Here is a 24590-nt window from a genome sequence, read left to right on the forward strand (position 1 = left end):
CATGCGACGCGCGATAAGGATCGCCATGAAAACGGTTATCTGCATTATTTGCCGGAAGATTATTCGCTAGCGATCCGCTGGCCTGGCCGTTTTCGTCTCCCGAAATCCAAGATGACAAACGTGCGGGCCGCCCCGGGCGTATAGTGTTACGGTTGCATACGACTTGGAGATTGTTGGGATGGGCGGAGTGCCGACTTTGAAGCTGTACAACACGCTGACGCGGGAAAAGGCCGATTTCCGGCCGATCGACCCTGACAACGTCCGCATGTATGTCTGCGGCCCGACCGTCTACGACTATGCCCATATCGGCAACGCCCGGCCAATCATCGTCTTCGACGTGCTTTTCCGGCTGCTTCGCCATGTCTTCGGCGAAAGCCATGTCACCTATGCGCGCAACATCACGGACGTCGACGACAAGATCAATGCGCGAGCGCTGCGCGACTACCCCGGCCTGCCGCTGAACGAGGCGATCCGCCGCGTCACCGAGAAGACCGAGACGCAGTTCCTCGACGATGCCGCGGTGCTCGGCTGCCTGGATCCGACGGTACAGCCGCGCGCCACCGAGAGCATCCCCGAGATGGTCGAGATCATCGAGAAGCTCATAGCCAGGGGCCATGCCTATGAATCCGAGGGCGAAGTGCTCTTCGACACGAGGTCGATGGCGGACTACGGTCAGCTCTCGAAACGCAATCTGGACGAGCAGCAGGCCGGTGCGCGAGTCGCGGTCGAGGCGCATAAGAAGAATCCCGGCGATTTCGTGCTTTGGAAGCTTTCGCAGGAGCATGAGCCCGGCTGGGACAGTCCATGGGGACGCGGCCGGCCCGGCTGGCATATCGAATGCTCGGCGATGAGCGGCCGCTATCTCGGCGAAGTCTTCGACATCCATGGCGGCGGGCTCGACCTGATCTTCCCGCATCACGAGAACGAGATCGCCCAGTCGCGCTGCGCGCACGGCACGGATGTCATGGCGAATGTCTGGATGCACAACGGCTTCCTGCAGGTCGAAGGCCGCAAGATGTCGAAGTCGGAAGGCAATTTCGTCACCATCTACGAGCTCCTGCACACGGAGAAGTTCGGTCGCCGCAAATGGCCGGGCGAGGTGCTGAGGCTGGCGATGCTGATGACGCATTATCGCGAGCCGATCGATTTTTCGATCAAGCGGCTGGAGGAAGCCGAGCACTTGCTCTCCAGATGGCCGGTGCCCGGCGAGGCGACGGGCGAGCCGGACGCCGCCATCGTGGCTGCGCTTGCGGACGATCTCAACACCGTCGCGGCGATCCAGGCACTGCACGCCTTGGCGCAGAAGGCGTCGGTGGATGCGCAGTATCTCGGCGCCTTCGCCGCAAGCGCCGCGCTGATCGGCGTGCTGCCGAAGGAGATCGAACTCGACGAAGCGGTCGTCCAGGAGATCGATGGTCGCGTGCGTGCCCGCCTCGAACTCCTGAAAGCGAGGAACTATGCCGAAGCCGACAGCATCCGCGCCGATCTCCTGGACCGGGGCATCCAGCTCAAGGACGGCAAGGATCCGGAAACAGGCGAACGGGTCACCACCTGGGAAGTGAAACGGTCACAGACCTGACGATTGCCGCGGCGGCGCCTGCGGACGAGGAGGAAGATATGGCTGACGATATCCATACCGGCGGATGCCAATGCGGTGCGGTCCGCTTCCGCATCGAGGGCAAGCTCGGCGACGCCTCGGTCTGCCATTGCCGCATGTGCCAGAAGGCAAGCGGAAATTTTTACCTGCCGCTCGTTTCCGTGCGCGAGGCGAAGGTCGCCTGGACACGGGGCGAGCGCAAGCGGTTCCAGTCCTCCAACGCGGTTTGGCGCGGCTTCTGCGGTGATTGCGGCACACCGCTCACCTTCGAGGCGCCGGACGGCATGGCGCTGGCGATTGCCGCTTTCGACAGGCCTGAAGGCATTGCGCCGACCATTCAGTGGGGGACGGAAGCGAAGTTGCCCTATGTCGACCACGTGCCGAACTTGCCCGGCGAGGAGACGATGACGGACGTCGACGCGGCGTCTTACCTGGCCGATCTTGTTTCCTATCAGCATCCCGATCATGACACCGAAACCTGGCCCCGGAGGAGAGACAATGAGTGACGCCGTGCGAACTGGAGGGTGTCAGTGCGGTTCGGTCCGTTTCCGCATTCGGGGCGCGCTCGGCCGCCCGTCGATCTGCCATTGCCGGATGTGCCAGAAGCAGTTCGGGTCGTTCTTTTCGGCCTTGGTGACGGCACCGAAGGACGGGGTCGAATGGACGCGCGACGAACCGAGCTATTTCCAGTCCTCGGTCAATATCGATCGCGGCTTTTGCCCGAAATGCGGGACCCCGCTGACCTATCGCCATCCGGGCGGTCTCGAAATCGCAATCGGCGCCTTCGACGATCGCTCCGATCTCGCACCGCAGATCCAGGTCAATTACCAGGCCCGCCTGCCTTGGGTCGAAACGATCTTCGATCAGCCGGTCCACGATGATCAGGACTACTATGCCCGCCAGGAGCGGATCATCTCCTTCCAGCATCCCGATCACGAGACGGAGCAGTGGCCGTCGGCAGGGCAGTGGACATCATGATCCGGCGCATCTTCACGGGCGGCTGCCAATGCGGTCAGGTACGTTACCGTGCCGAGGGCACGCTCGACGATCCGCATATCTGTCACTGCCGCATGTGCCAGAAGGCGGCCGGCAATTATTTTCTGCCGCTTGCCAATATCGCGCGCCAGGATTTCAGCATCACACGCGGCCAGCCTTCTTGGTTCCGTTCCTCGGATCTGGTGCGGCGCGGCTTCTGCCGCAATTGCGGAACGCCGCTCTTCTACGACATGCCCGACGCCAGCTTCTTGAACATCGCGCTCGGTTCTCTCGACGATCCCGATGACGTCCAACCGATTTATCAGTCCGGCGTCGAGTCGCGGATGATCTGGTTTTCGCACCTGCCAAGACTTCTTGAAAGGGACACGGACGATGGCAGCGCGGCGGCCGGCGAGCGTCATCTGCGCGTGCTTGAATCGAACCGGCAACACCCCGACTTCGATACCGTTCACTGGCCACCCGAGGAAAACTTGTCGTGAGTGCTGCACCGAGAACTCTCTATCCGGAAATTGAACCCTATGCCTCGGGTCACCTCGCGGTTGGCGATGGGCATGTGATCTATTGGGAAAAGGTCGGCACGCCCGGGGCGAAGCCGGCCGTGTTCCTGCACGGCGGTCCGGGCGGCACGATCTCGCCGAACCATCGCCGTCTCTTCGATCCGGCGCTGTACGATGTGACGCTGTTCGACCAGCGCGGCTGCGGCAATTCGACCCCGCATGCCGGGATCGAGGCCAATACGACCTGGCATCTCGTCGCCGACATCGAGCGGCTGCGTGAACTCGCCGGCGTTGAAAAATGGCTGGTTTTCGGCGGCTCCTGGGGCTCGACGCTGGCGCTTGCCTATGCCGAAAAGCATCCCGAGCGCGTGTCCGAACTGGTCGTCCGCGGCGTCTATATGCTCACCAGGGCCGAGCTCGACTGGTACTATCAGTTCGGCGTCTCGGAGATGTTTCCCGACAAGTGGGAACGCTTCGTCGCCCCGATCCCGCCGGAAGAGCGCCATGAGATGATGCGTGCCTATCACCGCCGCTTGACGAGCGACGACCGTGCGACGCGGCTTGCGGCGGCCAAGGCCTGGAGCATCTGGGAGGGCGAGACGATAACGCTTATGCCCGAGCCGGCGACCAGTACCCGCTTCGAGGAAGAAGAGTTTGCCGATGCCTTTGCGCGGATCGAGAACCATTTTTTCGTCAATGCCGGTTGGCTGGACGAGGGGCAATTGCTGCGCGATGCGCACAAGCTGCACGGCATTCCGGGCGTCATCGTGCACGGCCGTTACGACATGCCCTGTCCGGCCAAGTATGCCTGGCAGTTGCACAAGGCCTGGCCCGAGGCCGAATTCCATTTAATCGAGGGGGCAGGGCACGCCTATTCCGAGCCGGGCATTCTCGATCGCCTGATTCGCGCGACCGACAAATTCGCCGGCAAGGCCGAATAGCGGGATGGCCAGAACCCGCACTGAATTCTAGACCCTGATTTTTGGACCGAGCCATGACCAAGGAACGTATCTATCTCTTCGACACGACGCTTCGAGACGGACAGCAGACGCCCGGTATCGACTTTTCCGTCGAGGACAAGATCGCCATCGCCGCCATGCTCGACGAATTCGGCATGGACTATGTCGAGGGCGGATATCCCGGCGCCAATCCGACCGATACGGGGTTCTTCACGAAGAAGCGTACGCAGAAGGCCTCCTTCGTCGCCTTCGGCATGACCAAGCGCGCCGGTGTCTCCGCTTCCAACGATCCCGGCCTCAATGCGCTGCTCGCAGCCAAGAGCGATGCGATCTGTCTTGTCGCCAAGAGCTGGGACTACCATGTCGAGGTGGCGCTCGGCTGTTCGAACGAGGAAAATCTCGAGAATGTCCGCGCCTCCGTCGAGGCGGTCGTCGCCTCCGGCCGTGAGGCGATGGTGGATTGCGAGCATTTCTTCGACGGCTACAAGGCAGATCCGGCCTATGCGATCGCCTGTGCGAAAGCGGCGCTCAAGGCCGGGGCGCGCTGGGTGGTGCTCTGCGATACCAATGGCGGCACGCAGCCGCCTGAAATCCGCGAGATCGTATCGGCGGTGATCGCGTCCGGGGTACCGGGCGCCAATCTGGGCATCCACGCGCACAATGATACGGGCCAGGCGGTGGCGAATTCCTTGGCTGCGGTCGAGGCCGGCGTGCGGCAGATCCAGGGAACACTGAACGGTATCGGCGAACGCTGCGGCAATGCCAACCTGGTGACGCTGATTGCGACACTGGCGCTGAAGGAAACCTATTCGGGGCGCTTCGAGACCGCCATCGACGCCGACAGGCTGCAGGAACTGACGAGCCTTGCCCACGCCTTCGACGAACTGCTCAACCGCTCGCCGGACCCGCAGGCGCCCTATGTCGGCGCTTCGGCCTTCGCCACGAAGGCCGGCATCCATGCCTCGGCGCTCCTGAAGGATCCGCGCACCTACGAACATGTCGCGCCCGAGTCGGTCGGCAACCTGCGCAAGGTCATGGTCTCCGACCAGGGCGGCAAGGCGAACTTCATCAACGCGCTCAAGCGGCGCGGCATCATCGTCTCGAAGGACGATCCGCGGCTCGACAGGCTGATCGAGATCGTCAAGGAGCGCGAGGCGACAGGCTATGCCTATGAGGGAGCGGATGCGAGTTTCACGCTGCTCGCCAACCGGATCCTCGGCACCGTGCCCGACTTTTTCCATGTGGAAAGCTTCCGGGTCATGGTCGAGCGCCGCTTCGATGCGAACGGTAATCTGAAGACCGTGTCGGAGGCCGTGGTCAAGGTCATCGTCGACGGCGAAGTGATGATGTCGGTCGCCGAGGGGCATGGTCCGGTCAATGCGCTCGATCTTGCTCTCCGCAAGGATCTCGGCAAATTCCAGTCGGAGATCGCCGATCTCGAACTTGCCGACTACAAGGTGCGCATCCTCAATGGCGGCACCGGGGCGGTCACCCGCGTGTTGATCGAATCGACGGACCAGACGGGCGCTCGCTGGTGGACGGTCGGCGTCTCCGACAACATCATCGATGCGTCCTTCCAGGCGCTGATGGACAGCATCGTCTACAAGCTGCTCAAGAACCGCGACCAGGTCGGGCTTATTGCCGCCGAATAGCCCTAGCTCCACGTTCAGCGTCGCTCATGCATCGGTTCACGGAAATGAATTGGTGCATCACCGATGGTTGGAGTAGGACGCGAGAAGGAGGGACGGCAGTTCTCCGCTGATGACTCGCCGTCGATTGCAATCGGAGCACCCCCCGCTTGGCTCCGGTCGAATTTTCAGGATCAAGATCATGGCAGAGCCGAACGCGAAACAGCCCGCCGAGAATACCGATTCCGCGAGAGGATTCGCCTTCGCGCTGACAGCCTACCTGCTCTGGGGTTTCCTGCCCTTCTTCATGAAGGCCGTGGCGCACATCCCTGCGGCCGAAGTCGTCGCGCACCGCATCGTCTGGTCTGTCCCGCTCGCCGGCCTGGTGCTTCTGTGGCTCGGCCGCACGCAGGAGATCAAGACCGCGTTGCGTTCGCCGCGCATGCTGAAGATGGCGACGCTCACGGCCGTCCTGATCACGGTCAACTGGGGCATCTATGTCTGGGCGATCGGTGCCGGGCGGGCGATCGAGACGGCACTCGGCTATTACATCAACCCGCTGTTCTCGATTTTCCTGGGGGCCCTCCTGCTCAAGGAAAGACCGAGTCCGACGCAGATGGTGGCGATCGCGCTCGCTGCGCTTGCGGTCGCCGTACTCGCCTTCGACGCCGGCGGCCTGCCCTGGGTTTCGATCGGGCTCTGTATCTCCTGGGGCTTCTACGCCTTCTTCCGCAAGACGCTGCCGATCGGGCCGAATCAGGGCTTTTTCCTCGAGGTGCTTCTGCTCAGCGTCCCGGCGATCGGCTACATCATCTGGCTCGAAGCAACGGGGCAGGGGCATTTTGGCGACACAGGCATGACCGACGTCGTCCTCCTTCTGTCCTGCGGCCTCGTCACGGCCGTGCCGCTGATGATCTATGCCAATGGCGCCAAGCTCTTGCGGCTCTCGACCATCGGCATCATGCAGTATATCGCCCCTACGATGATCTTCGTGATCGCCGTCATCGTGTTCCACGAGCCCTTCGGCGCCGCGAAACTCATCGCCTTCGCGCTGATCTGGGCGGCGCTCATCGTCTATTCGGGAGCGATGCTGGCCGAAAGCAGGGCGCGCCGCGCCGCACAACCGACGCCTGCGGAATAGCTCAAAGCTTGGAGATGATCTCGGTTTCGCCCTCGCGACCATTCACGGCGGCGGAAGCCAGAATGCCGGGGACGATGTCCTCGGCCCGGTCGATCACCAGCGGCTGAACCAGGTGGGCCGTGTGGACGAAGCCTTGCTCGCGCATGTGCTGCATGAGTTCGAGCATCGGCGCCCAGAAACCGTTGATATTGCCGAACACCATCGGCTTGCGGTGACGGCCGAGCTGCGCCCAGGTCATGATCTCGACGATCTCCTCGAGCGTGCCTATGCCGCCGGGCAGCGCTACGAAGGCGTCGGCGCGCTCGAACATCGTGTGCTTGCGCTCGTGCATGTCGCCGGTAACGATGAGCTCGTTGAGCTGCCCGAGCGAGTGGCGGGTCGCTTCCTTGTCCATCAGGAATTCGGGAATGATGCCGGTGACGTGACCGCCGGCCGAAAGCACGCCGCTCGCCACTGCACCCATGATGCCGCGCGTGCCGCCGCCATAGACGAGCTGCAGGCCATGATCGGCAATCGATTTGCCGAGAAGACGCCCCGCCTCGATATGTGCGGGGTCGCGTCCGGGCTGTGAACCGCAATAGACGCAGACGGATCGAATCGGAATATCATGCTCGCTCATGAAGGCAAAAGACATTGCAGCGCAGCACCGGTCAAGGAAAATGCGCGAAAACCTGTCGTGCCGGTGCTTGCCGGAGCAGTCGAAGCTTGTGCTTAACTACAGGAAACGTTAGCAATTTCCGCATTACATTGAAGAATTCGGACGGCCGATCGCCGTTGCGCTATAATGTGTCAAAGGCTTGCAGGTTGTGAGCCGATAAAGGGGCATGTGCGGAGCACCGTTCCGCTCCTGTGGAGAGTGGCATGATTAAGAACAAGGCCAGCTGGGTGGCCCTCGGTGTGCTGGCGATTGCGACTGCATTGATGGTCTTCGTGGTTCAGCCGAACCTCGATCTGAATGATGATGACAAGGCGCAGACCGCGCAACCCACGGCAGACGGCAGTGAGACCGCAGGGTCGGCGCCGGCCGCCAAGGTCGGAGACGCTTCGAGCACCGCGCAAAGCACGACCACGGAGCAGGCGGCTGGGACGGTTGCCGGCACTGCTCCCGGTGCGGCTACCGACTTGACCGTTCCAGGCTTTGATCTTCTTCGCGTCGAGCCGGACGGCTCGACCGTCGTCGCCGGTCGTGCCCAGCCGGGCACGAAGCTCGAAATTCTGAGCGGCGATATGGTTGTCGGTACGGCCGATGTCGGCGCCGCCGGGGACTTTGCCGCCGTGTTCGACAAGCCGCTTGCCGCCGGCGACCACCAGCTGACGCTCAGGAGTGTCGGCGCCGACGGCGTCAGCAAGATCTCGGAAGAGGTTGCGACCATTTCCGTGCCGAAGGAGCCGGGTGGGCAACTGCTGGCCATGGTCTCCAAGCCGGGCGAGGCGAGCCGGCTGATCACCACGCCGAAGGCCAAGCCGACCGAGACTGCCGCCGCACCCGCCACGCAGAACGGCGCGCCGGAGGCGGCGCTCGCGACGCCGGCCGCCTCCAATATCGTGCCGGGGCTGCAGGTGACGGCCGTCGAGATCGAAGGCAGGAAGATATTCGTTGCCGGCAATGCGAAACCCGGAGCGCTGGTGCGTATCTATGCCGACGACAAGCTCGTTGGTGAGATGAAGGCGGACGACAAGGGGCATTTCGTCGTCGATGGTTCGATTGACCTCGCGGTCGGCAGCCACATCATCCGTGCAGACATGATGAGTGAGGACGCCGCCAAGGTGGCGATGCGCGCCTCGGTGCCTTTCGACAGGCCGGCCGGCGCACAGGTCGCTGCGATTGCCGGCTCCTCTGCGGACTCCGCTACCCCTGGCCTCGACGGGCTGAGGACGGAGGCCGGCAAGGCGCTTGTCCTGTTGAAGGGCCTCTTCGCCGATGGCAAGCAGCCCTCCGCCGAGCAGCTTGCCGCGGCTCGTTCGGCAACGGAGTTTGCGCTCAAGTCGCTTTCCGAGTTCAAGCCGGCCGACAGTTCCGGCGCGGCGCAGGCGGCAGCGGCGGCCGAGGCTTCGAAGGCAGCCGCCGAGGCCTTGAAGCTTCTGAGGAATTCGCCGCAGGACCCGGCAAGCGTCGCCGCTACGCTGAGCAAGGTTGATGGGGTCGTCGGAGCCGCCTTGCCGCGACAGGCGGGCGGGACTGCGGTTGCGGCCTCTGCCAAGCCCCAGACCTCGGCGAGCGACGCGCCGGAACCCGAGAGCGCGACGAATGCCGCAACTCAGTCGTCGAGCGGTGAGATCGCTGCATCGCCAACGGCTGGCGCGCAGCCTGCAACGATCGAGCAACCGCCGCTCAAGCAAAGCAAGGAATCGGTGATCATCCGCCGCGGCGACACGCTCTGGCAGATTTCGCGTCGGGTCTATGGTGCGGGCGTGCGTTACACGACGATCTATCTCGCCAATCGCGAAGCGATCGACAATCCCGACCTGATCCGTCCTGGTCAGGTGTTCGGGGTTCCGAACGAGACTCTCTCCGATGAGGAATCGCGCGAGATGCATCGCAAGCGCGTAAGGCGCGAATAATCATCGCTGCTCCAACCGCAGTTCCATTGCGGTGGTGCAGTTGTAGACCTATCTGTAAGGACAGGCGGCGTCCGTCACGGACGCCGCTTTTCATTGAGTTGCAACGGGATCGCGGACACGGTACCCGGCCTCTCGGTTGACGGTGGAGTCGCGTGCGTTCGGCATCGCCGCGATTCTGAGAAGCATTGGAAGCAGACACGTGGCACCCCAGAAGCAGAAGAAAACGATTTCCGCCGATGCCGCCAATCCAGTGGGTACGATCGCCAATCTCTGGCCCTATATGTGGCCGGCCGAGCGTCCCGATCTCAAGCTTCGCGTCATTTGGGCGACCATCATCCTTGTCGCCGCCAAAATTGTCCTCGTCCTGGTTCCTTATTTCTTCAAATGGGCGACGGATGCGCTGAACAACAAGCCGGACGCGCTCGGCTTCTTGCCGCAATTCCTGACCGGAGCCGTCATGCTGGTGCTCGCCTACAATCTGGCGCGCCTGCTGCAGTCCGGCCTCAATCAATTGCGCGATGCCCTTTTTGCGAGGGTCGGCCAGCACGCCGTGCGGCAGCTTGCCTACAGGACCTTCGTCCACATGCATCAGCTGTCGCTGCGCTTCCACCTGGAGCGGCGCACGGGCGGGCTCTCGCGCATCATCGAGCGGGGCACCAAGGGCATCGAGACGATCGTTCGCTTCACGATCCTGAACAGCGTCCCGACATTGATCGAGTTTCTGCTGACGGCGGTGATCTTCTGGTGGGGCTACGGCTTCAGCTATCTCCTCATCACCGCTATCACCGTCTGGCTGTACATCTGGTTCACCGTACGCGCCAGCGACTGGCGGATCGCCATTCGCCGTTCGATGAACGACAGCGACACCGATGCGAACACCAAGGCAATCGATTCGCTGCTCAACTTCGAGACCGTCAAATATTTCGGCAATGAAGAAATGGAGGCGAAGCGCTTCGACAAGTCGATGGAGCGCTACGAACGCGCTGCCACTCAAGTCTGGACCTCGCTCGGCTGGCTGAACTTCGGCCAGGCGCTGATATTCGGGGCTGGCACGGCCGTGATGATGACGATTTCGGCGCTCGCCGTGAGGAGCGGCGAGCAGACCATCGGCGACTTCGTCTTCATCAACGCGATGCTGATCCAGCTTGCGATTCCGCTGAACTTCATCGGTTTCGTCTATCGCGAGATCCGTCAGGGGCTGACGGATATCGAAAATATGTTTGATCTTCTCGACGTTCAGGCGGAGGTGGTCGACCGGCCGAATGCGAAGGAACTCGACATCGGGCGCGGCGCGGTCGCCTTCAAGGACGTGTATTTCGCCTATGATCCAGCCCGTCCGATTCTCAAGGGAATTTCCTTCGAGGTGCCCGCCGGCAAGACGGTCGCAGTTGTCGGCCCGTCCGGCGCCGGAAAGTCCACCCTGTCGCGGCTGCTCTACCGCTTCTACGACGTTCAGCGGGGATCGATCACGGTCGACGGTCAGGACGTGCGCGGCGTTACTCAGAAGAGTCTCCGCGCCGCGATCGGCATGGTCCCCCAGGACACGGTGCTCTTCAACGACACGATCGCCTACAACATCCGCTACGGCCGCGTCGAAGCCTCGGAATTTGAGGTCGAGGCGGCCGCGGAAGCCGCACAGATCGCCGACTTCATCCGCGGCCTGCCGGAGGGTTATCGAGCGATGGTCGGCGAGCGAGGGTTGAAGCTCTCGGGCGGCGAGAAACAGCGCGTTGCGATAGCACGTACGATTCTTAAGGCACCGCCGATCCTTATCCTCGACGAGGCGACCTCCGCGCTCGACACGAAGACGGAGCAGGAAATCCAGGCGGCCCTCGACGTCGTGTCGCGCAACCGCACCACGCTCGTGATCGCGCATCGTCTGTCGACCGTCATCAACGCCGATGAGATCATCGTTCTCAAGGACGGCGTCATTGCCGAGCGCGGCACGCATGCCGAATTGATCGACCGTGATGGCCTCTACGCCTCCATGTGGAGCCGTCAGCGCGAGGCAACACAAGCGGAGGAGCAATTGAAGCGGGTGCGCGAGCGCGACGATCTCGGTATCGTCGACCGCGGCGCTCCAGCAGCGTGACGTAACCGGCATTTAGCCGTTCGCCGTTGCCGGGCCCTCGAATTCGCGCTAGTTCACGTTCCGCGTCACATCTGGAGTAAGTTGATGAGCTTGGTCGAAACGGTCCGCAACGCGCTGGTCCCGGTGCACAAGGAAGGTTATCGCTTCATTGCGATCTTCTTCGTGGTTTCCCTGATCCTTGGTTTCCTTTGGGAGCCGCTGATGTGGATCGGCTTCCTCTTGACCGCCTGGTGCGCCTATTTCTTTCGCGATCCGGAGCGCATGACGCCGATCGACGACGATCTCGTCATCAGCCCGGCCGACGGACGCGTCTCGTCGATCGCCACCGTCGTTCCGCCGGAAGAACTGGGTCTCGGCTCGGAACCGATGCTGCGCATTTCCGTGTTCATGAATGTCTTCGATTGCCATGTGAACCGCGCGCCGATGAGCGGCACCGTCCGGCGCATCGCCTATCGGGCCGGCAGCTTCCTGAATGCCGAACTCGACAAGGCGAGCCTGGATAACGAACGCAACGGACTTGTTGTCGAAACGAGCCACGGCGCCGTCGGTGTCGTGCAGATCGCCGGCTTGGTGGCGCGACGCATCCTCTGCTGGACGACGGAGAACGCTTCGTTGGAAGGCGGCGAGCGCTTCGGTCTTATCCGGTTCGGCTCGCGCGTCGACGTGTTTCTGCCGGACGGCGCGCAGCCGCGCGTCAGTCTCGACCAGAAGGCCATTGCCGGCGAGACCGTGATCGCCGAATTCGGCTCGTCGAAGGGGCCGGTCATCAGCCGACGCGCGTGAGGAACGGTCATGGAAAATCCCCGGCAGGAAGATTCGGCTGAAGCGGCGATCGACACGAACGACGCGCATGAAAAGGCGCGTGGCCCACGGCTGCGGGAAATCCCGCTGCGCTTGATGGTCCCCAACACCATCACCGTTCTGGCGATTTGTGCCGGCCTATCCGGCATTCGCCTTGCGTTCGAGAATCGCTTCGAACTCGCCGTCGCAATGGTGTTGTTTGCAGCCTTTCTGGATGGCATCGACGGGCGCGTGGCGCGGCTGCTCAAGGCGACGTCGAGCTTCGGAGTCCAGATGGACTCGCTTGCCGATATCATCAATTTCGGCGTTGCCCCGGCCCTTGTCCTTTATGCCTTCCTACTCGACCAGGCGCGCTCCGTCGGCTGGATCGCGGCGCTCATCTATGCGATCGCGGTCGGCTTGCGTCTCGCCCGCTTCAACGTCATGGCCGAGCGTCCCGTCAAGGCGGCCTGGCAGTCGGAATATTTCGTCGGCGTTCCGGCGCCGGCCGGCGCCATGCTGGTGCTGCTGCCGGTGTATATCGGTCTCCTCGGGCTAGCGCCCGGCAGGATCTTCGCCTTGATAGCGGCGGTCTATACCTTGCTGATCGCCTTCCTGCTGGTCAGCCGCCTGCCGGTCTGGTCCGGCAAATCCGAGAATCGCGTGCGTCGCGACCTGGTGCTCCCCGCCATCCTGATCGTCGTCCTCTATGTCGCAACGCTGATGACCTACACCTGGGAGACGATGGTCGTGACGGCAGTGGGCTATCTGCTTACGCTGCCTTTCGGCGCCCGCTCCTGGCAGCGGAAATATGGCGACTGGCCCGCCGGCCAGGGGGGCGACGGCCTACCGGGCGACAGCGACTGACTGCAAAAGCAGCACCAAGGAAAAAGCCACCGCGGATACCGCGATGGCTTCTTTATGGGACAACCCGCAGAACCTGATTATTCCGGCATGCGGTAGTCGACGATCTTCTTTTCCCGGACGATGAAGAGCTTGCCGGTTTCGGTCTGTTCGGGACCAAGCAAGGGCATCAGCGCGGCCGCGACCTCGGAGGGATGAGGCACGGTGGCGGGATCCTCGCCCGGCACGGCCTGGGCACGCATAGCGGTCCGCGTCGCACCCGGATCGACGCTGAGGATGCGTAGCGGCAGGCGTTGCGTCTCGTGCGCCCAAGTGCGCGCCAGCGCCTCGACGGCGGCCTTGGAGGCGGAGTAGGGCCCCCAGAAGGGTTTGCACTTGTGCGCAGCACTTGAGGAGAGGATGAGCGCGCGACCGGCATCTGACTTGACAAGCAGCGGCTCGAGCGAGCGGATCAGGCGCCAGGTTGCGGCGACGTTGATCGTCATCACTTTTTCGAAGACCTTGGCTTCCACATGGCCGATCGGGGAGATCGTGCCGAGCACACCGGCATTGGCGACCAGGATGTCGAGCTTGCCCCAGCGTTCGTTGACGGCGCCGCCGAGCTTGTCGATTGCAGCCATGTCGGCAAGGTCGAAGGGGACGAGCGTCGCCGATCCGCCAACCGCCTTGATGGCGTCATCCAGTTCCTCAAGGCCGCCGACGGTACGGGCGCAGGCGATGACATGCGCGCCGGCCTTGGCGAGTTCGAGAGCGGTGAAGTAGCCGATACCGCGCGATGCGCCGGTGACGACGGCGATCCGGTCTTTCAGATTGGGCGTCATTGTGTTGTCTGGTTATCCGTTGCTGGCAAGAACCGAAAGTTTGCGGACGTTGCTCGCGCCTTCCTGGTCGAGCAGGCGCGTCGGATAATCGCCGGTGAAGTAATGATCGGTGAATTGGGGCGCCTGCGGATCGCGCGGAACGCCGCCGACGGCCCGGTAAAGACCGTCGATCGAAAGGAACTCGAGCGAATCCGCACCGATGAAGCGGCACATCGAGGCGAGATCGGCATGCTGGTTGGCGAGCAGCTTGTCGCGATCCGGCGTATCGATGCCGTAGAAATCCGGATGGAAGATCATCGGGCTCGCGACGCGGATATGCACTTCGCGTGCACCGGCCTCGCGGATCATCTGGACGATCTTGACCGACGTCGTCCCGCGCACGATCGAATCGTCGACGAGTACCACGCGCTTGTCTTTGATCATGGCGCGGTTGGCCGAATGCTTCAGTTTGACGCCGAAGGCGCGGATCTGCTGCGTCGGCTCGATGAAGGTCCGTCCGACATAGTGGTTGCGGATGATGCCGTATTCGAAGGGAATGCCGCTCTGCTGTGCGTAGCCAAGCGCGGCCGGAGTGCCGCCGTCGGGCACGGGAACGACAACATCCGCCTCGATGGGCGATTCCTTGGCGAGATTGACGCCCATGTTCTTGCGCGCCACATAGACGCTGCGACCGCCGACGACTGAATCGGGGCGGGCGAAGTAGACATATTCGAAGAGGCAGAGTCGTTCGGGCCGCGGTGATTCCGGTTTGCGCGCGTCGATCGCGATCGAGCCGTCCGGCTGGATTTCGCAAATGACCACTTCACCGTTCTCGATATCCCGGATGTACTTGGCGCCAATGATGTCGAGCGCGCAGGTTTCCGAACAGAAGATCGGCTTGCCGTCGAGTTCGCCCATGACGAGCGGGCGGATACCCATCGGGTCGCGCGCGGCGATCAACTTGGTTCGCGTCATCGCCAGCATTGAATAGCCGCCTTCCATCTGGCGGATGGCGTCGATGAAGCGATCGGAGGAGGACGCCTGCTTGGAGCGGGCGATGAGGTGAAGGACGACTTCGGTATCCGAGGTCGACTGACAGATAGCGCCGTCGGCAATCAACTGGCGGCGGAGCGTCAGGCCATTGGTGAAGTTGCCGTTATGGGCGATAGCGATGCCGCCGACTTCGAGCTCGGCAAAAAGTGGCTGGACGTTGCGCAGTGCCACCTCGCCAGTCGTCGAGTAGCGCGTATGCCCGATGGAAACAAAGCCGGGCAGCTTCGCCAGTGTGGCGGGGTCGGTATAGTGGTCTCCGACGAGACCCATGCGCTTTTCGGTATAGAACTGCTTGCCGTCGAAGGTGACGATACCGGCCGCTTCCTGGCCGCGATGCTGGAGGGCGTGCAGCCCAAGTGCCGTCAAGGTGGCTGCATCCGGATGACCGAGTATGCCGAACACGCCGCACTCCTCGTGCAGGGTGTCGCCATCAATTTCGTCGTGGATTTCAGTGGATCTGAGATCGGTCATCACAGTCGCCTTTGCTCCGTGCCGGTGCGCATATCGTGATCAGGCTGCCAGACGTCAAGCAATCTTAGCCGAAATGACTGGCAAGCGTTATTCCAAATGGACAAAGCCCGCACAGCGGGCTTTGTTGCAAATTTCATCGTTTCTTAGCCGTTCGTCGCCGGCGCATCCTCGGCGGGCGACTGATCGGTGGCGGCTGGCGGGGCATCGCTTTCGCCTTCGCCCGTCGCGTCCTTGCCGCGCAGGCGATCGAGAATGGTTGCGTCCGCCTCTTCCGGCAGCAGCGCGACCAGCTTGTCGCCGAGATTGTCGAGCAGCGGCTTCGATTTCGCCTGGGTGACCCAGATCGGCTGCTGCGGCGGCGCCACCAGCCAGTTGAAGAACAGCATGGCGACGACGACGAGCAGGATGCCGCGCGCGGCACCGAAGAGGAAGCCAAGCGTGCGGTCGAGTGCGCCGATGCGGCTGTCGATGATGAAATCGGCGATCCGCATGGTGATGAAGGAAATGATGATCAGCGCCACCAGGAAGATCACGGCCGCCGAGCCGATCATCGCGACCGTGTCATTGGTGGTGTATTGCTTGGCATAGGGCAGCAGGTACGGATAGAGGAAGTAGGCCGCCGCCGCCGCGCCGACCCAGCTCGCGACCGAAAGCACCTCGCGCGAGAAGCCACGCACCATCGCGAGGATGGCCGAAAACAGTGCGACGCCGAGAACGATACCGTCGAGAATTGTAATGGGCATGTTGTCCTTACTCCGACCCCGTCTTGACTCGGGTCTTACAAAGCTTATCCGCCGCTGGCTCTGTCCGCACGCGCTCAGGCCGTCTTTCCACCGCTATCGCCATACCGCACCGGAGGTGCGCTTCGGTGGCTCGATGCTTCATTCCGCCTCGTCCGCCTGCTGCAGGGCATGTCGCGATCCCGCGATGCGCGCCACCAGATCCGGCAGGCTTTCCATCTCGCTCCGCCGGCCATTGCCGTTCCTCGGCAGGTCGGCTGTTGCGGACGGCAATACGGCCTGGGAGAAACCGAGCTTCTCGGCTTCTTTGAGACGTTGAGCGGTATGCGAAACCGGCCGGACAGCGCCCGACAAGCTTACTTCGCCGAAATAGACGCAATCGGCCGGAAGAGCAAGCCCGGCGAGCGACGAAACCAGTGCGGACGCGACGGCAAGATCGGCCGCCGGTTCGGAAATCCGGTATCCGCCGGCGACATTCAGATAGACGTCGTGCTGGCCGAGCCGGATGCCGCAATGGGCCTCCAGCACGGCGAGGATCATCGACAGCCGCGCCGAATCCCAGCCGACGACCGCCCGCCGCGGCGTACCGAGCGAGGTCGGTGCGACCAGCGCCTGCACCTCGACGAGCAGCGGCCGGGTTCCTTCCATGCCGGCGAAGACGGCGGCACCGGGCGATTTCTCGTTGCGCTCCCCGAGGAAGAGCTCGGAGGGGTTGGCAACTTCGCGCAGGCCCCGATCCGACATCTCGAAAACGCCGATTTCGTCGGTCGGCCCGAAGCGGTTCTTCACGGTCCGGAGGATGCGATAGTGATGGCCGCGGTCGCCCTCGAAATAGAGGACGGCGTCGACCATGTGCTCGACGACGCGCGGACCGGCGATCTGCCCTTCCTTGGTGACATGGCCGACGAGCACCACGGCCGTGCCCGTCTGCTTGGCGAAGCGGATCATCGCCTGCACGCCGGTGCGCACCTGCGTTACCGTCCCGGGAGCGGAATCTGCGGTGTCGCTCCAGAGCGTCTGGATCGAATCGATGATCACCAGATCCGGGCGCTTGCCCTCCGAAAGGGTGGCCAGGATGTCTTCCACATTGGTCTCGGCCGCGAGAAGCACGTCGCTGTCGGCGGCGCCTAGCCGTTGCGCGCGAAGGCGCACCTGGGCCACCGCTTCTTCGCCCGATACGTAGATCACCCGATGCTTGCGGCGCGAAAGGGCTGCCGCCGCCTGCATCAGCACGGTCGATTTGCCGATGCCGGGATCTCCGCCGACGAGCAGCGCCGAGCCGCGTACGAAGCCGCCGCCCGTCGCGCGGTCGAGCTCGGAGATGCCCGTCTCAATGCGCGGCGCGTCCTCGATGTCGCCGGAAAGCGTCGTGAGCGCCACCGGCCGTCCCTTTTTCGGCGCCCGCGTCGGACCGCCGCCGATGCCGCCCGTCGGGTCCTCCTCGATGATCGTGTTCCACTCGCCGCATCCGTCGCATTTGCCGACCCACCGGGAGTGCAGGGTGCCGCAATTCTGGCAGACGAACTGGGTGCGCGTTTTCGCCATCGGGATCAGCTTTCGGCAAGTTGCAACAGGCAGGCCCGCCTGCCTCGGGAGAATCACTGTGAGCGGTCACATAATGACGTGGAATGCCGATTGAAAGGGTGAATTTCGACGCCGGCCAAAACGACGCTCAGGCGCCGCCGGCATAGGTTCGGCAATAGCGGTGTCCGAGGCTCGTCAGCAACTCGTAGCCAATCGTGCCGCCGGCCCGCGCGACATCGTCGATGGCGACGTTGCGGCCGAAAAGCTCGATATAGTCGCCGGCCCGCACGGCCCGCTCCGGAAGGTCGGTGACATCGAACAGGCTGAGGTCCATCGTCACCCGGCCGACATGCGGGACCTTCCTGCCATGCAGGAAGCCAAAAGCTCCCGACGGCATTGCCTGCCTCAGCGTCACCCCGCCGCCCGACACTGAACGATGATAGCCGTCGGCATAGCCGATCGCGACGGTCGCGATGCGGCTGTCACGGGTGAATCGCGCCGAAGCGCCGTAGCTTGCCGTCCCGCCCGAGGGGACCGTGCGCAGTTGCAGAATGCGGGCTTCCGCGGTGACGACCGGCTTCATCGGATTGATGGCGTCGTTCACCGCCTCACCGCCATAGACCGCGATGCCGGGGCGGGTAAGGTCGAAATGGTAGTCCTCGCCGAGAAAAACGCCGCCGGAATTCGCAAGGCTTGCGGGCACGCCCTCGAAGGCTGCCGTCACCTCGCGAAAGCGCTGGAGCTGATAGAGATTCATCGGATGCTTCGGATCGTCGCCGCAAGCGAGATGACTCATCACCAATACGGGCGAAAAGCTCGCCGGGCGTGCGGGATCGTGAGCGAGCGCAATGGCCTCCTCGACGGATAGCCCCAAGCGGTTCATGCCGGTATCGACATGGAGAACGCAAGGATGCTCGCCCCGCTCGGAAAGCGTCGCCATGAAGACGGCAAGCTGCTCCTCCGAGTTGATGATCGGCACGAGGTCGTTGGCGAAGAAAAGTTCCTCATTGCCGGGCCACATGCCGGCGAGAATGTAGATGCGGGCATCGGGAAGAAGCGGGCGGAGCTCGGCGCCTTCCTCAGCATCGGCGACGAAGAAATCGCGCGCACCAGCCGCGCAGAGAGCCGGTGCCGCATGCGCGACGCCGATCCCATAGGCATTGGCCTTGAGGACGGCGGCGGCCCGGGCCTTGCCCGAGCGCTCGTTCATCGCCCGCCAATTGTCGGCGAGAGCCGTGAGGTCGATGGTAAGCCGGTTTGAGGCAGCGAGGAATTCGGGGCTGTGCATGGGCGAGCTCTTGCATGGGCGATACCTTGAGCAATACATCCATGCGCCCGATGCCGCAAACGGCTTCGGCACCGGGCTCCCCGATATGGTGAGCACTTTTATGCAAGACGAAAAATCGTGGCACCGTTAGGATTGGTCGATGCATACGATCTCCCAGAAAGAGGCCATTGAGGCCATGCCGCTCGCGGGCGCCGAGCAAACCCGTTTCTGGCGGGATGCGCGGTTCAAGGGCATGGAGTGTCTGAGCGCGACATTCATCACACATGAGTTCGCCCCCCACGCCCATGACACCTTCAGTATCGGCGCCATCGAGGCGGGCTCGCAGATCAGCACCATCAAGGGCGAACGTTCGCAGACCGGCCCGGGGGATCTCTATCTGATCAATCCCGACGAGACCCACGATGGGCATCCGGGCAGTGACGGCTATCGCTACCGGATGATCTATCCGTCCGTCGAGCTCTTCGTCGAAGTTCTCGAGGATGTCACCGGCCGTCCCTTCCGCGGCACGCCCTGCTTTTTGCGGCAGTGGCAGACGGACACGGAGCTCGCAGCCGCCTTCCGACGGGCCCATCAGATGCTTGAAGGAAAAACGGGAGCGCTCGAGGCGGACGAAGGCATGTTCGGTTTCCTGGCGACGCTGTTTGAGCGGCATGGCAGCGCGATCATCGTTCCGGTCCGCACGCGCGAGAGTTCCGCGGTGCACCGCGCCCGCGACTATCTCCTCGAAAACTATTCAAGCGACATCGGGCTCGAAGAGCTTGCGAAAGTAGCCGGCCTCAGCCGCGCCCATCTGATCCGGGCTTTCCGCAAGGAGTTTCATATTACCCCACATGCCTTCCTGACCGACAAGCGGGTGCGCGAGGCAAGGACGCTCTTGCGTCGGGGGTGGTCGGCGGTCGATACGGCCTACCATTGCGGCTTCGCGGATCAGGCACACTTCACCCGCCATTTCAAGGCGCGCACCGGCGTGACGCCGGGGGCCTTCCGCGGCGGGTAAGTCGTTATCTTCATGCATGTCGTCATCCCAAAACCGCTGCAAACGTTTGGGCGTCAGGCATTAGGGCCCTGACGCTAGATCACTTTCGTTCAAGACCTGCCGCTGCGGTCCTTCTATGACTCTCCGCGAAACAAGGACGGAGATCGTAGACGTGAAAAGGGTAGGGATATCTCAGGAGTTTCTTGGCGGCATGAGGGCGATGGCGCCCTTGATCGTCGCCGTGATCCCGATCGGCCTGGTCTTCGGTGCCGTTGCCGCAAGCAAGGGCCTGAGCAGCCTCGAAGCGACGCTGATGAGCATCCTCGTCTTTGCCGGCGGGTCGCAGTTCGTCGCCATGGACATCTGGACGCATCCGGCCCCCTGGGGCGCGCTCGCCTTTTCTGCCCTGCTCGTCAACATCCGCCACGTGCTGATGAGCGCTTCGATCGGCACGAAGATGCCGGCTTTCTCCGGCCCGGCGAAATACGCCGCGATGCTGCTGCTCGCCGACGAAATCTGGGCGATGGCCGAGGTTCGTGCCGGCAAGACGCGGCTCACGCCCGCCTGGTATGCGGGCCTTGCCGTGCCGTTCTATTGTGTATGGGTTTTGGCGAGCCTCGCGGGCGCCGCCGCTGGCGCCTTCCTCGGTGACCCTAAGGCGATCGGCCTGGATTTCGCGTTTCCGGCCGTCTTCACCGTCCTGGTGATGGGATTCTGGAAAGGGCGAGAGACTGGCGCAGTGCTGGCCGCCAGCGCTGCGGCGGCGGTGCTTGCCCATCAGCTTCTGCCCGGCGTCTGGTACATCGCGGCCGGTGCCGCCGCCGGCGTCGCTGCAACGCTCGTCACAAGCCGACGTCAGGAGGCCTGCGCATGACGCTCGATCCGAATACCTTCCTCGCCATTGTCGCGATGGCCGCCGCCACGGTGCTGACTCGCATTGCTGGGCTTGTCCTCATCCGCTTCGTCGCCATCGGCCCACAGCAGAAGCGTGCCTTGGAGGCGATCCCGCCTGCCGTGCTGATGGCAGTCATCGCCCCGACGGCGCTCGTCACCGGGCCAGCCGAGACCCTCGCAACCCTTGCCACGGCATTCGCCGCAATGCGACTGCCGTTGCTCGCAGCGGTGGCGATCGGCGTCTTTGTCGTCGCCGTCGCCAGGGTGCTGATCGGGATGTGAAGATTGCTGTCGGGCGACGTCGACGCGCCCGGCTCAGTGCTCGTACTGGGTGAATGACGGATCGGCGAGGTCCGAGAAGCGCGTGAATTCCGACTGGAAGGCGAGCTTCACGGTGCCGGTCGGTCCGTGACGCTGCTTGGCGATGATCACATCGGCCGTCCCCTTCACCCGCTCCATCTGCATTTTCCACTCGTCGTATTTCGGATCGAGCTCGTCGCGCGGTTCCATGTTTTTCACATAGTATTCCTCGCGGAACACGAAGAGCACCACGTCGGCGTCCTGCTCGATCGAGCCCGATTCACGCAGGTCGGAGAGCTGCGGACGCTTGTCTTCGCGGCTTTCGACCGCGCGCGACAGCTGAGACAGCGCGATGATCGGTACGTTGAGTTCCTTGCCGAGCGCCTTGAGGCCGGTGGTGATCTCGGTGATCTCCTGCACGCGGTTTTCGCTCGATTTCTTCGAGCCGCTCATCAGCTGGACGTAGTCGACGACGAGCACGTCGAGACCGCGCTGGCGCTTCAGGCGGCGGGCACGCGCCGCCAGCTGCGCGATCGAGATGCCGCCGGTCTGGTCGATGAAAAGCGGCACCTTCTGCATCATCTGCGAGCAGGCGACGAGCTTCTCGAAATCGGCCTCCGAAATATCGCCGCGGCGGATCTTCGAGGAGGACACTTCGGTCTGCTCGGAGATGATACGGGTGGCCAGCTGTTCGGACGACATTTCGAGCGAATAGAAGCCGACTACGCCGCCGTTCCTCGCCTTGAAGGAGCCGTCGGGCTGCACTTCCGGCTCGTAGGAGGCGGCGATGTTGTAAGCGATGTTGGTCGCAAGCGACGTCTTGCCCATGCCCGGACGCCCCGCGAGGATGATCAGGTCCGAGCGCTGCAGACCACCCATCTTACCATCGAGTGAATGGATGCCGGTGGAGATGCCGGAGAGGTGCCCGTCGCGTTCGAAGGCCTGTCCGGCCATGTCGATGGCGAGCGCCACGGCGTCGTTGAAAGATTGAAAGCCGCCGTCGTAGCGGCCGGTCTCCGCGAGTTCGAAGAGGCGCCGTTCGGCGTCCTCGATCTGGTTCTGCGGCGGCATGTCGAGCGGCGCGTCAAAGGCGATGTTGACCATGTCCTCGCCGATGGTGATCAGCGAGCGGCGCAGCGCCAGGTCGTAGATCGCCCGGCCGTAATCCTCCGCGTTGATGATCGAAACGGCCTCCGCCGCAAGACGCGCGAGATATTGCGCGACCGTCAGATCGCCCACCTTGTCGTCGGCCTTGAGGAAGGTCTTGACCGTCACCGGGTTGGCGGTCTTGCCCATGCGGATGATCTCGCCGGCGACCTCGAAGATCTTGCGATGCAGCGGCTCGTAAAGATGCACCGGCTTGAGGAAGTCGGATACGCGGTAAAAGGCGTCGTTATTGACCAGGATGGCGCCGAGCAGCGCCTGTTCGGCTTCCAGGTTGTTCGGCGCCTCGCGATAATGCTGGTCCGCCTGATCCTTGAGCAAGGGAGCGAGCTTTCGCGCTGCGTCGTTCATGGTAAGTCCGTGTCCGCCTCTGAATTCCGTGAGCCAATCGGTTTGCTGCCTGCCCTCCGCCAAGTCTAGTGTAGCCGTGCAACAGTGCCGGAGGTTGTGGCTCCGTCGGTGTTTTTTCGCGGTTGTTCACACTGATTCACAGGGGGCGCGGCTAGACCCGAAACATGCCACGCCAGGGCATTGCGCTGAGGCCGAAGGCTGCCGCAAATCTATCTGATTCGTTTTCCCGCGTCGTCCGCCAATAGCCCCGCTCCTGTCGTGGCGGCAAAAGAAAAGCCCGGATCGCGGGGAACCGGGCTTTTCGTTCACTCTGTCGCTGAAGCTTATTCTTCTTCGGACGCGAATTCGGCTTCCGGGTTGAAGAAGTCTTCCGGCTTCAGGGCGTCTTCGTCGACGCCGTAGATCGCCTCGGCGGAGGTCAGGCTTTCGCCCTTGGCCTGGCGCTCAGCCTCTTCGGCCGAACGGGCGACGTTGATCTGGATGACCACGTCGACTTCTCCGTGCAGGTGCAGCGTCACTTTGTGAACGCCGATCGCTTTGATCGGCTGGTTGAGGTTGACCTGGTTGCGGTTGATGTTGAAGCCTTCGGCAGCCAGCACGTCAACGATGTCGCGAGCGGCGACCGAGCCGTAAAGCTGGCCGGTTTCGCCGGCGGAGCGGACGATCACGAAGGACTTGCCGTCGAGCTTCTCGGCCACCTTCTGGGCTTCCGACTTGCGCTCGAGGTTGCGGGCTTCGAGCGTTGCGCGCTCGGATTCGAAACGGGCCTTGTTGCCCGCGTTGGCGCGCAGCGCCTTGCCGAGCGGCAGCAGGTAGTTACGGGCAAAGCCGTCGCGGACCTTTACGGTTTCGCCCATCTGGCCGAGCTTGGCGATGCGTTCGAGGAGAATGACTTCCATGTTGAATATCCTTTCAGTTTGGCATTGTTCGTTGGTTAGCTTTTTCCCGTCGGCGTGACCGCGATGGTGCGTCGCGTGTCGGTCAGTCCGGTCAGGAGGAAGAAGACCGCCGGGATCGTGAAGACGAGTACCGACAGATAGGCGATCCACAGCACGGGAAGCCGCCAGGACTTGCCGCGCGTGCGGAAATGGAAGGAAGCGAAGCCCGAGAGCAGGAACCCCGCCCCGAATGTCCCGCAGACGAGGGCGCCGATTGCCGCCGGCGCACCGCCCAGGAAGGTAAGGATCAGGCCGGCGAGGAAGACGAAGATGGCGTTGCGATGCATCCTGAGGGAAGAGGGGATGTCTTCGCGCGGCCGGACGGATCTTCCCGACATCTGCACGATCAGGGTCGCGACATAATAGGCGGCAAAGAGCATGACCACCCAGATCGCGCCCTGCACAAGCGGCAGGGCGAGCGTGAACATCGACTTGAGCTGGGCAATTGCGGCTGCGTCGGGACTATAGAGCGGTTCCTGCGCCTTCACCGCCTCGACGATGGTGTCGACCATCAGGTCGGAGACGCCTGAATCATATCCGACGATGGTGGCGACGATGACCATGCCGAGGGTAACGAGCCCGGCGAGGTGGCCGAGGATGTCGGAGAGCGGATACCAGGCGAGGGCCCCCTCGGGACCGCCGAGTTCCGGGGCCGGCCGCGCAAGATTGGCGAGGTGGCTGAGCCAGCCGGCCGGGACGAGCGTGACGACAAGGATGAGCAACGCAAAATAGGGCGAAATCAGGCCTGCCGCCGTCACGCCCGCCGCGATGATCGCGGTGATCGCGGCGGCATTGCCCCAACCGAGCCCGGCGATCAGGATCGGCAGTGCGGAAGCGGCATAGAGCACGATTGCAAGGGACGACTGCGTATTCGCGCCCATCGAAAGAAGGGCGGCGGTAATACCGGCAAGCGCGCCGGTGATCAGCGATGTCCTGTTCCAGGTCTGCACGTTCGCTGTCCTGCTCTAAACGCAG

General features: G+C 63.1%; 23 protein-coding genes. 14 read left to right on the forward strand and 9 right to left on the reverse strand.

Annotated features, from left to right (window positions below; translation table 11 throughout):
* Nucleotides 1-178 precede the first annotated feature (178 nt).
* The 7 genes from cysS (at nucleotide 179) to rarD (ending at nucleotide 6818) form a co-directional block, all read left to right on the forward strand.
* Nucleotides 179-1579, forward strand: a complete 1401-nt coding sequence (cysS, locus tag USDA257_RS04080; protein ID WP_014761616.1) for a cysteine--tRNA ligase — start codon at nucleotides 179-181, stop codon at nucleotides 1577-1579.
* Nucleotides 1580-1617: 38 nt separating this feature from the next.
* Entirely contained in the window at nucleotides 1618-2103 is a 486-nt protein-coding gene (locus tag USDA257_RS04085) for a GFA family protein (RefSeq protein WP_041413901.1), read from the forward strand.
* Nucleotides 2096-2575 carry a GFA family protein gene (locus USDA257_RS04090; RefSeq protein ID WP_014761618.1) on the forward strand — a complete coding sequence of 160 codons (480 nt, stop codon included), beginning with the start codon at nucleotides 2096-2098 and terminating at the stop codon, nucleotides 2573-2575. Before USDA257_RS04085 ends, USDA257_RS04090 begins: the two co-directional genes overlap by 8 nt.
* Complete coding sequence (locus tag USDA257_RS04095; protein WP_014761619.1) at nucleotides 2572-3072, forward strand: GFA family protein; 501 nt, start codon at nucleotides 2572-2574, stop codon at nucleotides 3070-3072. Before USDA257_RS04090 ends, USDA257_RS04095 begins: the two co-directional genes overlap by 4 nt.
* Nucleotides 3069-4031, forward strand: coding sequence for a prolyl aminopeptidase (gene pip, locus USDA257_RS04100; RefSeq protein WP_014761620.1), 963 nt, complete (start codon nucleotides 3069-3071; stop codon nucleotides 4029-4031). The genes USDA257_RS04095 and pip overlap by 4 nt, the downstream gene beginning before the upstream one ends.
* A 53-nt stretch (nucleotides 4032-4084) precedes the next feature.
* Nucleotides 4085-5701, forward strand: coding sequence for a citramalate synthase (gene cimA, locus USDA257_RS04105; protein ID WP_014761621.1), 1617 nt, complete (start codon nucleotides 4085-4087; stop codon nucleotides 5699-5701).
* A 178-nt stretch (nucleotides 5702-5879) separates the two neighbouring features.
* A complete protein-coding gene (rarD, locus tag USDA257_RS04110; RefSeq protein ID WP_014761623.1) occupies nucleotides 5880-6818 on the forward strand; it encodes an EamA family transporter RarD in 939 nt (312 codons plus the stop codon).
* A 1-nt stretch (nucleotide 6819) separates the two neighbouring features.
* On the opposite strand, the gene USDA257_RS04115 is transcribed toward rarD, so the two are convergent.
* Nucleotides 6820-7437: an LOG family protein gene (locus USDA257_RS04115; protein ID WP_041414945.1), complete on the reverse strand. Its 618-nt coding sequence runs from the start codon at nucleotides 7435-7437 to the stop codon at nucleotides 6820-6822.
* A 242-nt stretch (nucleotides 7438-7679) separates the two neighbouring features.
* On the opposite strand from USDA257_RS04115, the gene USDA257_RS04120 reads away from it, so the two are divergent.
* The 4 genes from USDA257_RS04120 to USDA257_RS04135 all read left to right on the forward strand — a co-directional run bounded on the left by USDA257_RS04120 (nucleotide 7680) and on the right by USDA257_RS04135 (nucleotide 13119).
* Entirely contained in the window at nucleotides 7680-9380 is a 1701-nt protein-coding gene (locus tag USDA257_RS04120) for a LysM peptidoglycan-binding domain-containing protein (RefSeq protein ID WP_014761625.1), read from the forward strand.
* 199 nt (nucleotides 9381-9579) lie between these two features.
* Entirely contained in the window at nucleotides 9580-11472 is a 1893-nt protein-coding gene (locus USDA257_RS04125; protein ID WP_041413902.1) for an ABCB family ABC transporter ATP-binding protein/permease, read from the forward strand.
* An 84-nt stretch (nucleotides 11473-11556) separates the two neighbouring features.
* On the forward strand, nucleotides 11557-12255 hold the full coding sequence (locus tag USDA257_RS04130; RefSeq protein ID WP_014761627.1) for a phosphatidylserine decarboxylase: 699 nt from the start codon (nucleotides 11557-11559) through the stop codon (nucleotides 12253-12255).
* A gap of 9 nt (nucleotides 12256-12264) precedes the next feature.
* Complete coding sequence (locus USDA257_RS04135; RefSeq protein ID WP_014761628.1) at nucleotides 12265-13119, forward strand: CDP-alcohol phosphatidyltransferase family protein; 855 nt, start codon at nucleotides 12265-12267, stop codon at nucleotides 13117-13119.
* 77 nt (nucleotides 13120-13196) lie between these two features.
* Here USDA257_RS04135 and USDA257_RS04140 read toward each other — a convergent pair whose 3' ends face one another.
* The 5 genes from USDA257_RS04140 to alr all read right to left on the reverse strand — a co-directional run bounded on the left by USDA257_RS04140 (nucleotide 13197) and on the right by alr (nucleotide 18992).
* The gene (locus USDA257_RS04140) at nucleotides 13197-13937 is read right to left on the reverse strand and encodes an SDR family NAD(P)-dependent oxidoreductase (RefSeq protein WP_014761629.1); all 741 of its coding nucleotides are present in this window, start codon (nucleotides 13935-13937) and stop codon (nucleotides 13197-13199) included.
* Nucleotides 13938-13949: 12 nt separating this feature from the next.
* Complete coding sequence (gene purF, locus USDA257_RS04145; RefSeq protein WP_041413903.1) at nucleotides 13950-15440, reverse strand: amidophosphoribosyltransferase; 1491 nt, start codon at nucleotides 15438-15440, stop codon at nucleotides 13950-13952.
* A 143-nt stretch (nucleotides 15441-15583) separates the two neighbouring features.
* Nucleotides 15584-16183 carry a CvpA family protein gene (locus USDA257_RS04150; protein WP_014761631.1) on the reverse strand — a complete coding sequence of 200 codons (600 nt, stop codon included), beginning with the start codon at nucleotides 16181-16183 and terminating at the stop codon, nucleotides 15584-15586.
* A 138-nt stretch (nucleotides 16184-16321) separates the two neighbouring features.
* Nucleotides 16322-17725, reverse strand: coding sequence for a DNA repair protein RadA (radA, locus tag USDA257_RS04155; protein WP_014761633.1), 1404 nt, complete (start codon nucleotides 17723-17725; stop codon nucleotides 16322-16324).
* 127 nt (nucleotides 17726-17852) lie between these two features.
* Nucleotides 17853-18992 (reverse strand): alanine racemase, encoded by a 1140-nt coding sequence (alr, locus tag USDA257_RS04160; protein WP_041413904.1) that lies wholly within the window; start codon nucleotides 18990-18992, stop codon nucleotides 17853-17855.
* Nucleotides 18993-19131: 139 nt separating this feature from the next.
* Between alr and USDA257_RS04165 the strand changes: the two genes are divergently transcribed.
* From USDA257_RS04165 to USDA257_RS04175, 3 genes are all read left to right on the forward strand, one after another.
* Nucleotides 19132-19989 carry an AraC family transcriptional regulator gene (locus USDA257_RS04165; protein ID WP_014761635.1) on the forward strand — a complete coding sequence of 286 codons (858 nt, stop codon included), beginning with the start codon at nucleotides 19132-19134 and terminating at the stop codon, nucleotides 19987-19989.
* 199 nt (nucleotides 19990-20188) lie between these two features.
* A complete protein-coding gene (locus tag USDA257_RS04170) occupies nucleotides 20189-20842 on the forward strand; it encodes an AzlC family ABC transporter permease (protein ID WP_048657448.1) in 654 nt (217 codons plus the stop codon).
* The gene (locus tag USDA257_RS04175; RefSeq protein WP_014761637.1) at nucleotides 20839-21144 is read left to right on the forward strand and encodes an AzlD family protein; all 306 of its coding nucleotides are present in this window, start codon (nucleotides 20839-20841) and stop codon (nucleotides 21142-21144) included. The genes USDA257_RS04170 and USDA257_RS04175 overlap by 4 nt, the downstream gene beginning before the upstream one ends.
* 33 nt (nucleotides 21145-21177) lie before the next feature.
* Here USDA257_RS04175 and USDA257_RS04180 read toward each other — a convergent pair whose 3' ends face one another.
* From USDA257_RS04180 to USDA257_RS04190, 3 genes are all read right to left on the reverse strand, one after another.
* Nucleotides 21178-22677 (reverse strand): replicative DNA helicase, encoded by a 1500-nt coding sequence (locus tag USDA257_RS04180; RefSeq protein WP_014761638.1) that lies wholly within the window; start codon nucleotides 22675-22677, stop codon nucleotides 21178-21180.
* 323 nt (nucleotides 22678-23000) lie between these two features.
* Nucleotides 23001-23576, reverse strand: coding sequence for a 50S ribosomal protein L9 (gene rplI / locus USDA257_RS04185; protein ID WP_014761639.1), 576 nt, complete (start codon nucleotides 23574-23576; stop codon nucleotides 23001-23003).
* Nucleotides 23577-23611: 35 nt separating this feature from the next.
* Entirely contained in the window at nucleotides 23612-24565 is a 954-nt protein-coding gene (locus tag USDA257_RS04190) for a membrane protein (RefSeq protein ID WP_014761640.1), read from the reverse strand.
* Nucleotides 24566-24590 lie beyond the last annotated feature (25 nt).

The organism is Sinorhizobium fredii USDA 257 (assembly GCF_000265205.3).
Classification (GTDB): Bacteria; Pseudomonadota; Alphaproteobacteria; order Rhizobiales; family Rhizobiaceae; genus Sinorhizobium; species Sinorhizobium fredii_B.

Bases quoted from the DNA above. Each gene is read 5' to 3' on its own strand.
- cysS (WP_014761616.1), top strand. From the start codon at position 179: ATGGGCGGAGTGCCGACTTTGAAGCTGTACAACACGCTGACGCGGGAA.
- USDA257_RS04085 (WP_041413901.1), top strand. From the start codon at position 1,618: ATGGCTGACGATATCCATACCGGCGGATGCCAATGCGGTGCGGTCCGC.
- USDA257_RS04090 (WP_014761618.1), top strand. From the start codon at position 2,096: ATGAGTGACGCCGTGCGAACTGGAGGGTGTCAGTGCGGTTCGGTCCGT.
- USDA257_RS04095 (WP_014761619.1), top strand. From the start codon at position 2,572: ATGATCCGGCGCATCTTCACGGGCGGCTGCCAATGCGGTCAGGTACGT.
- cimA (WP_014761621.1), top strand. From the start codon at position 4,085: ATGACCAAGGAACGTATCTATCTCTTCGACACGACGCTTCGAGACGGA.
- rarD (WP_014761623.1), top strand. From the start codon at position 5,880: ATGGCAGAGCCGAACGCGAAACAGCCCGCCGAGAATACCGATTCCGCG.
- USDA257_RS04115 (WP_041414945.1), bottom strand. From the start codon at position 7,437: ATGAGCGAGCATGATATTCCGATTCGATCCGTCTGCGTCTATTGCGGT.
- USDA257_RS04120 (WP_014761625.1), top strand. From the start codon at position 7,680: ATGATTAAGAACAAGGCCAGCTGGGTGGCCCTCGGTGTGCTGGCGATT.
- USDA257_RS04130 (WP_014761627.1), top strand. From the start codon at position 11,557: ATGAGCTTGGTCGAAACGGTCCGCAACGCGCTGGTCCCGGTGCACAAG.
- USDA257_RS04135 (WP_014761628.1), top strand. From the start codon at position 12,265: ATGGAAAATCCCCGGCAGGAAGATTCGGCTGAAGCGGCGATCGACACG.
- USDA257_RS04140 (WP_014761629.1), bottom strand. From the start codon at position 13,937: ATGACGCCCAATCTGAAAGACCGGATCGCCGTCGTCACCGGCGCATCG.
- purF (WP_041413903.1), bottom strand. From the start codon at position 15,440: ATGACCGATCTCAGATCCACTGAAATCCACGACGAAATTGATGGCGAC.
- USDA257_RS04150 (WP_014761631.1), bottom strand. From the start codon at position 16,183: ATGCCCATTACAATTCTCGACGGTATCGTTCTCGGCGTCGCACTGTTT.
- radA (WP_014761633.1), bottom strand. From the start codon at position 17,725: ATGGCGAAAACGCGCACCCAGTTCGTCTGCCAGAATTGCGGCACCCTG.
- alr (WP_041413904.1), bottom strand. From the start codon at position 18,992: ATGCACAGCCCCGAATTCCTCGCTGCCTCAAACCGGCTTACCATCGAC.
- USDA257_RS04165 (WP_014761635.1), top strand. From the start codon at position 19,132: ATGCATACGATCTCCCAGAAAGAGGCCATTGAGGCCATGCCGCTCGCG.
- USDA257_RS04170 (WP_048657448.1), top strand. From the start codon at position 20,189: ATGGCGCCCTTGATCGTCGCCGTGATCCCGATCGGCCTGGTCTTCGGT.
- USDA257_RS04175 (WP_014761637.1), top strand. From the start codon at position 20,839: ATGACGCTCGATCCGAATACCTTCCTCGCCATTGTCGCGATGGCCGCC.
- USDA257_RS04180 (WP_014761638.1), bottom strand. From the start codon at position 22,677: ATGAACGACGCAGCGCGAAAGCTCGCTCCCTTGCTCAAGGATCAGGCG.
- rplI (WP_014761639.1), bottom strand. From the start codon at position 23,576: ATGGAAGTCATTCTCCTCGAACGCATCGCCAAGCTCGGCCAGATGGGC.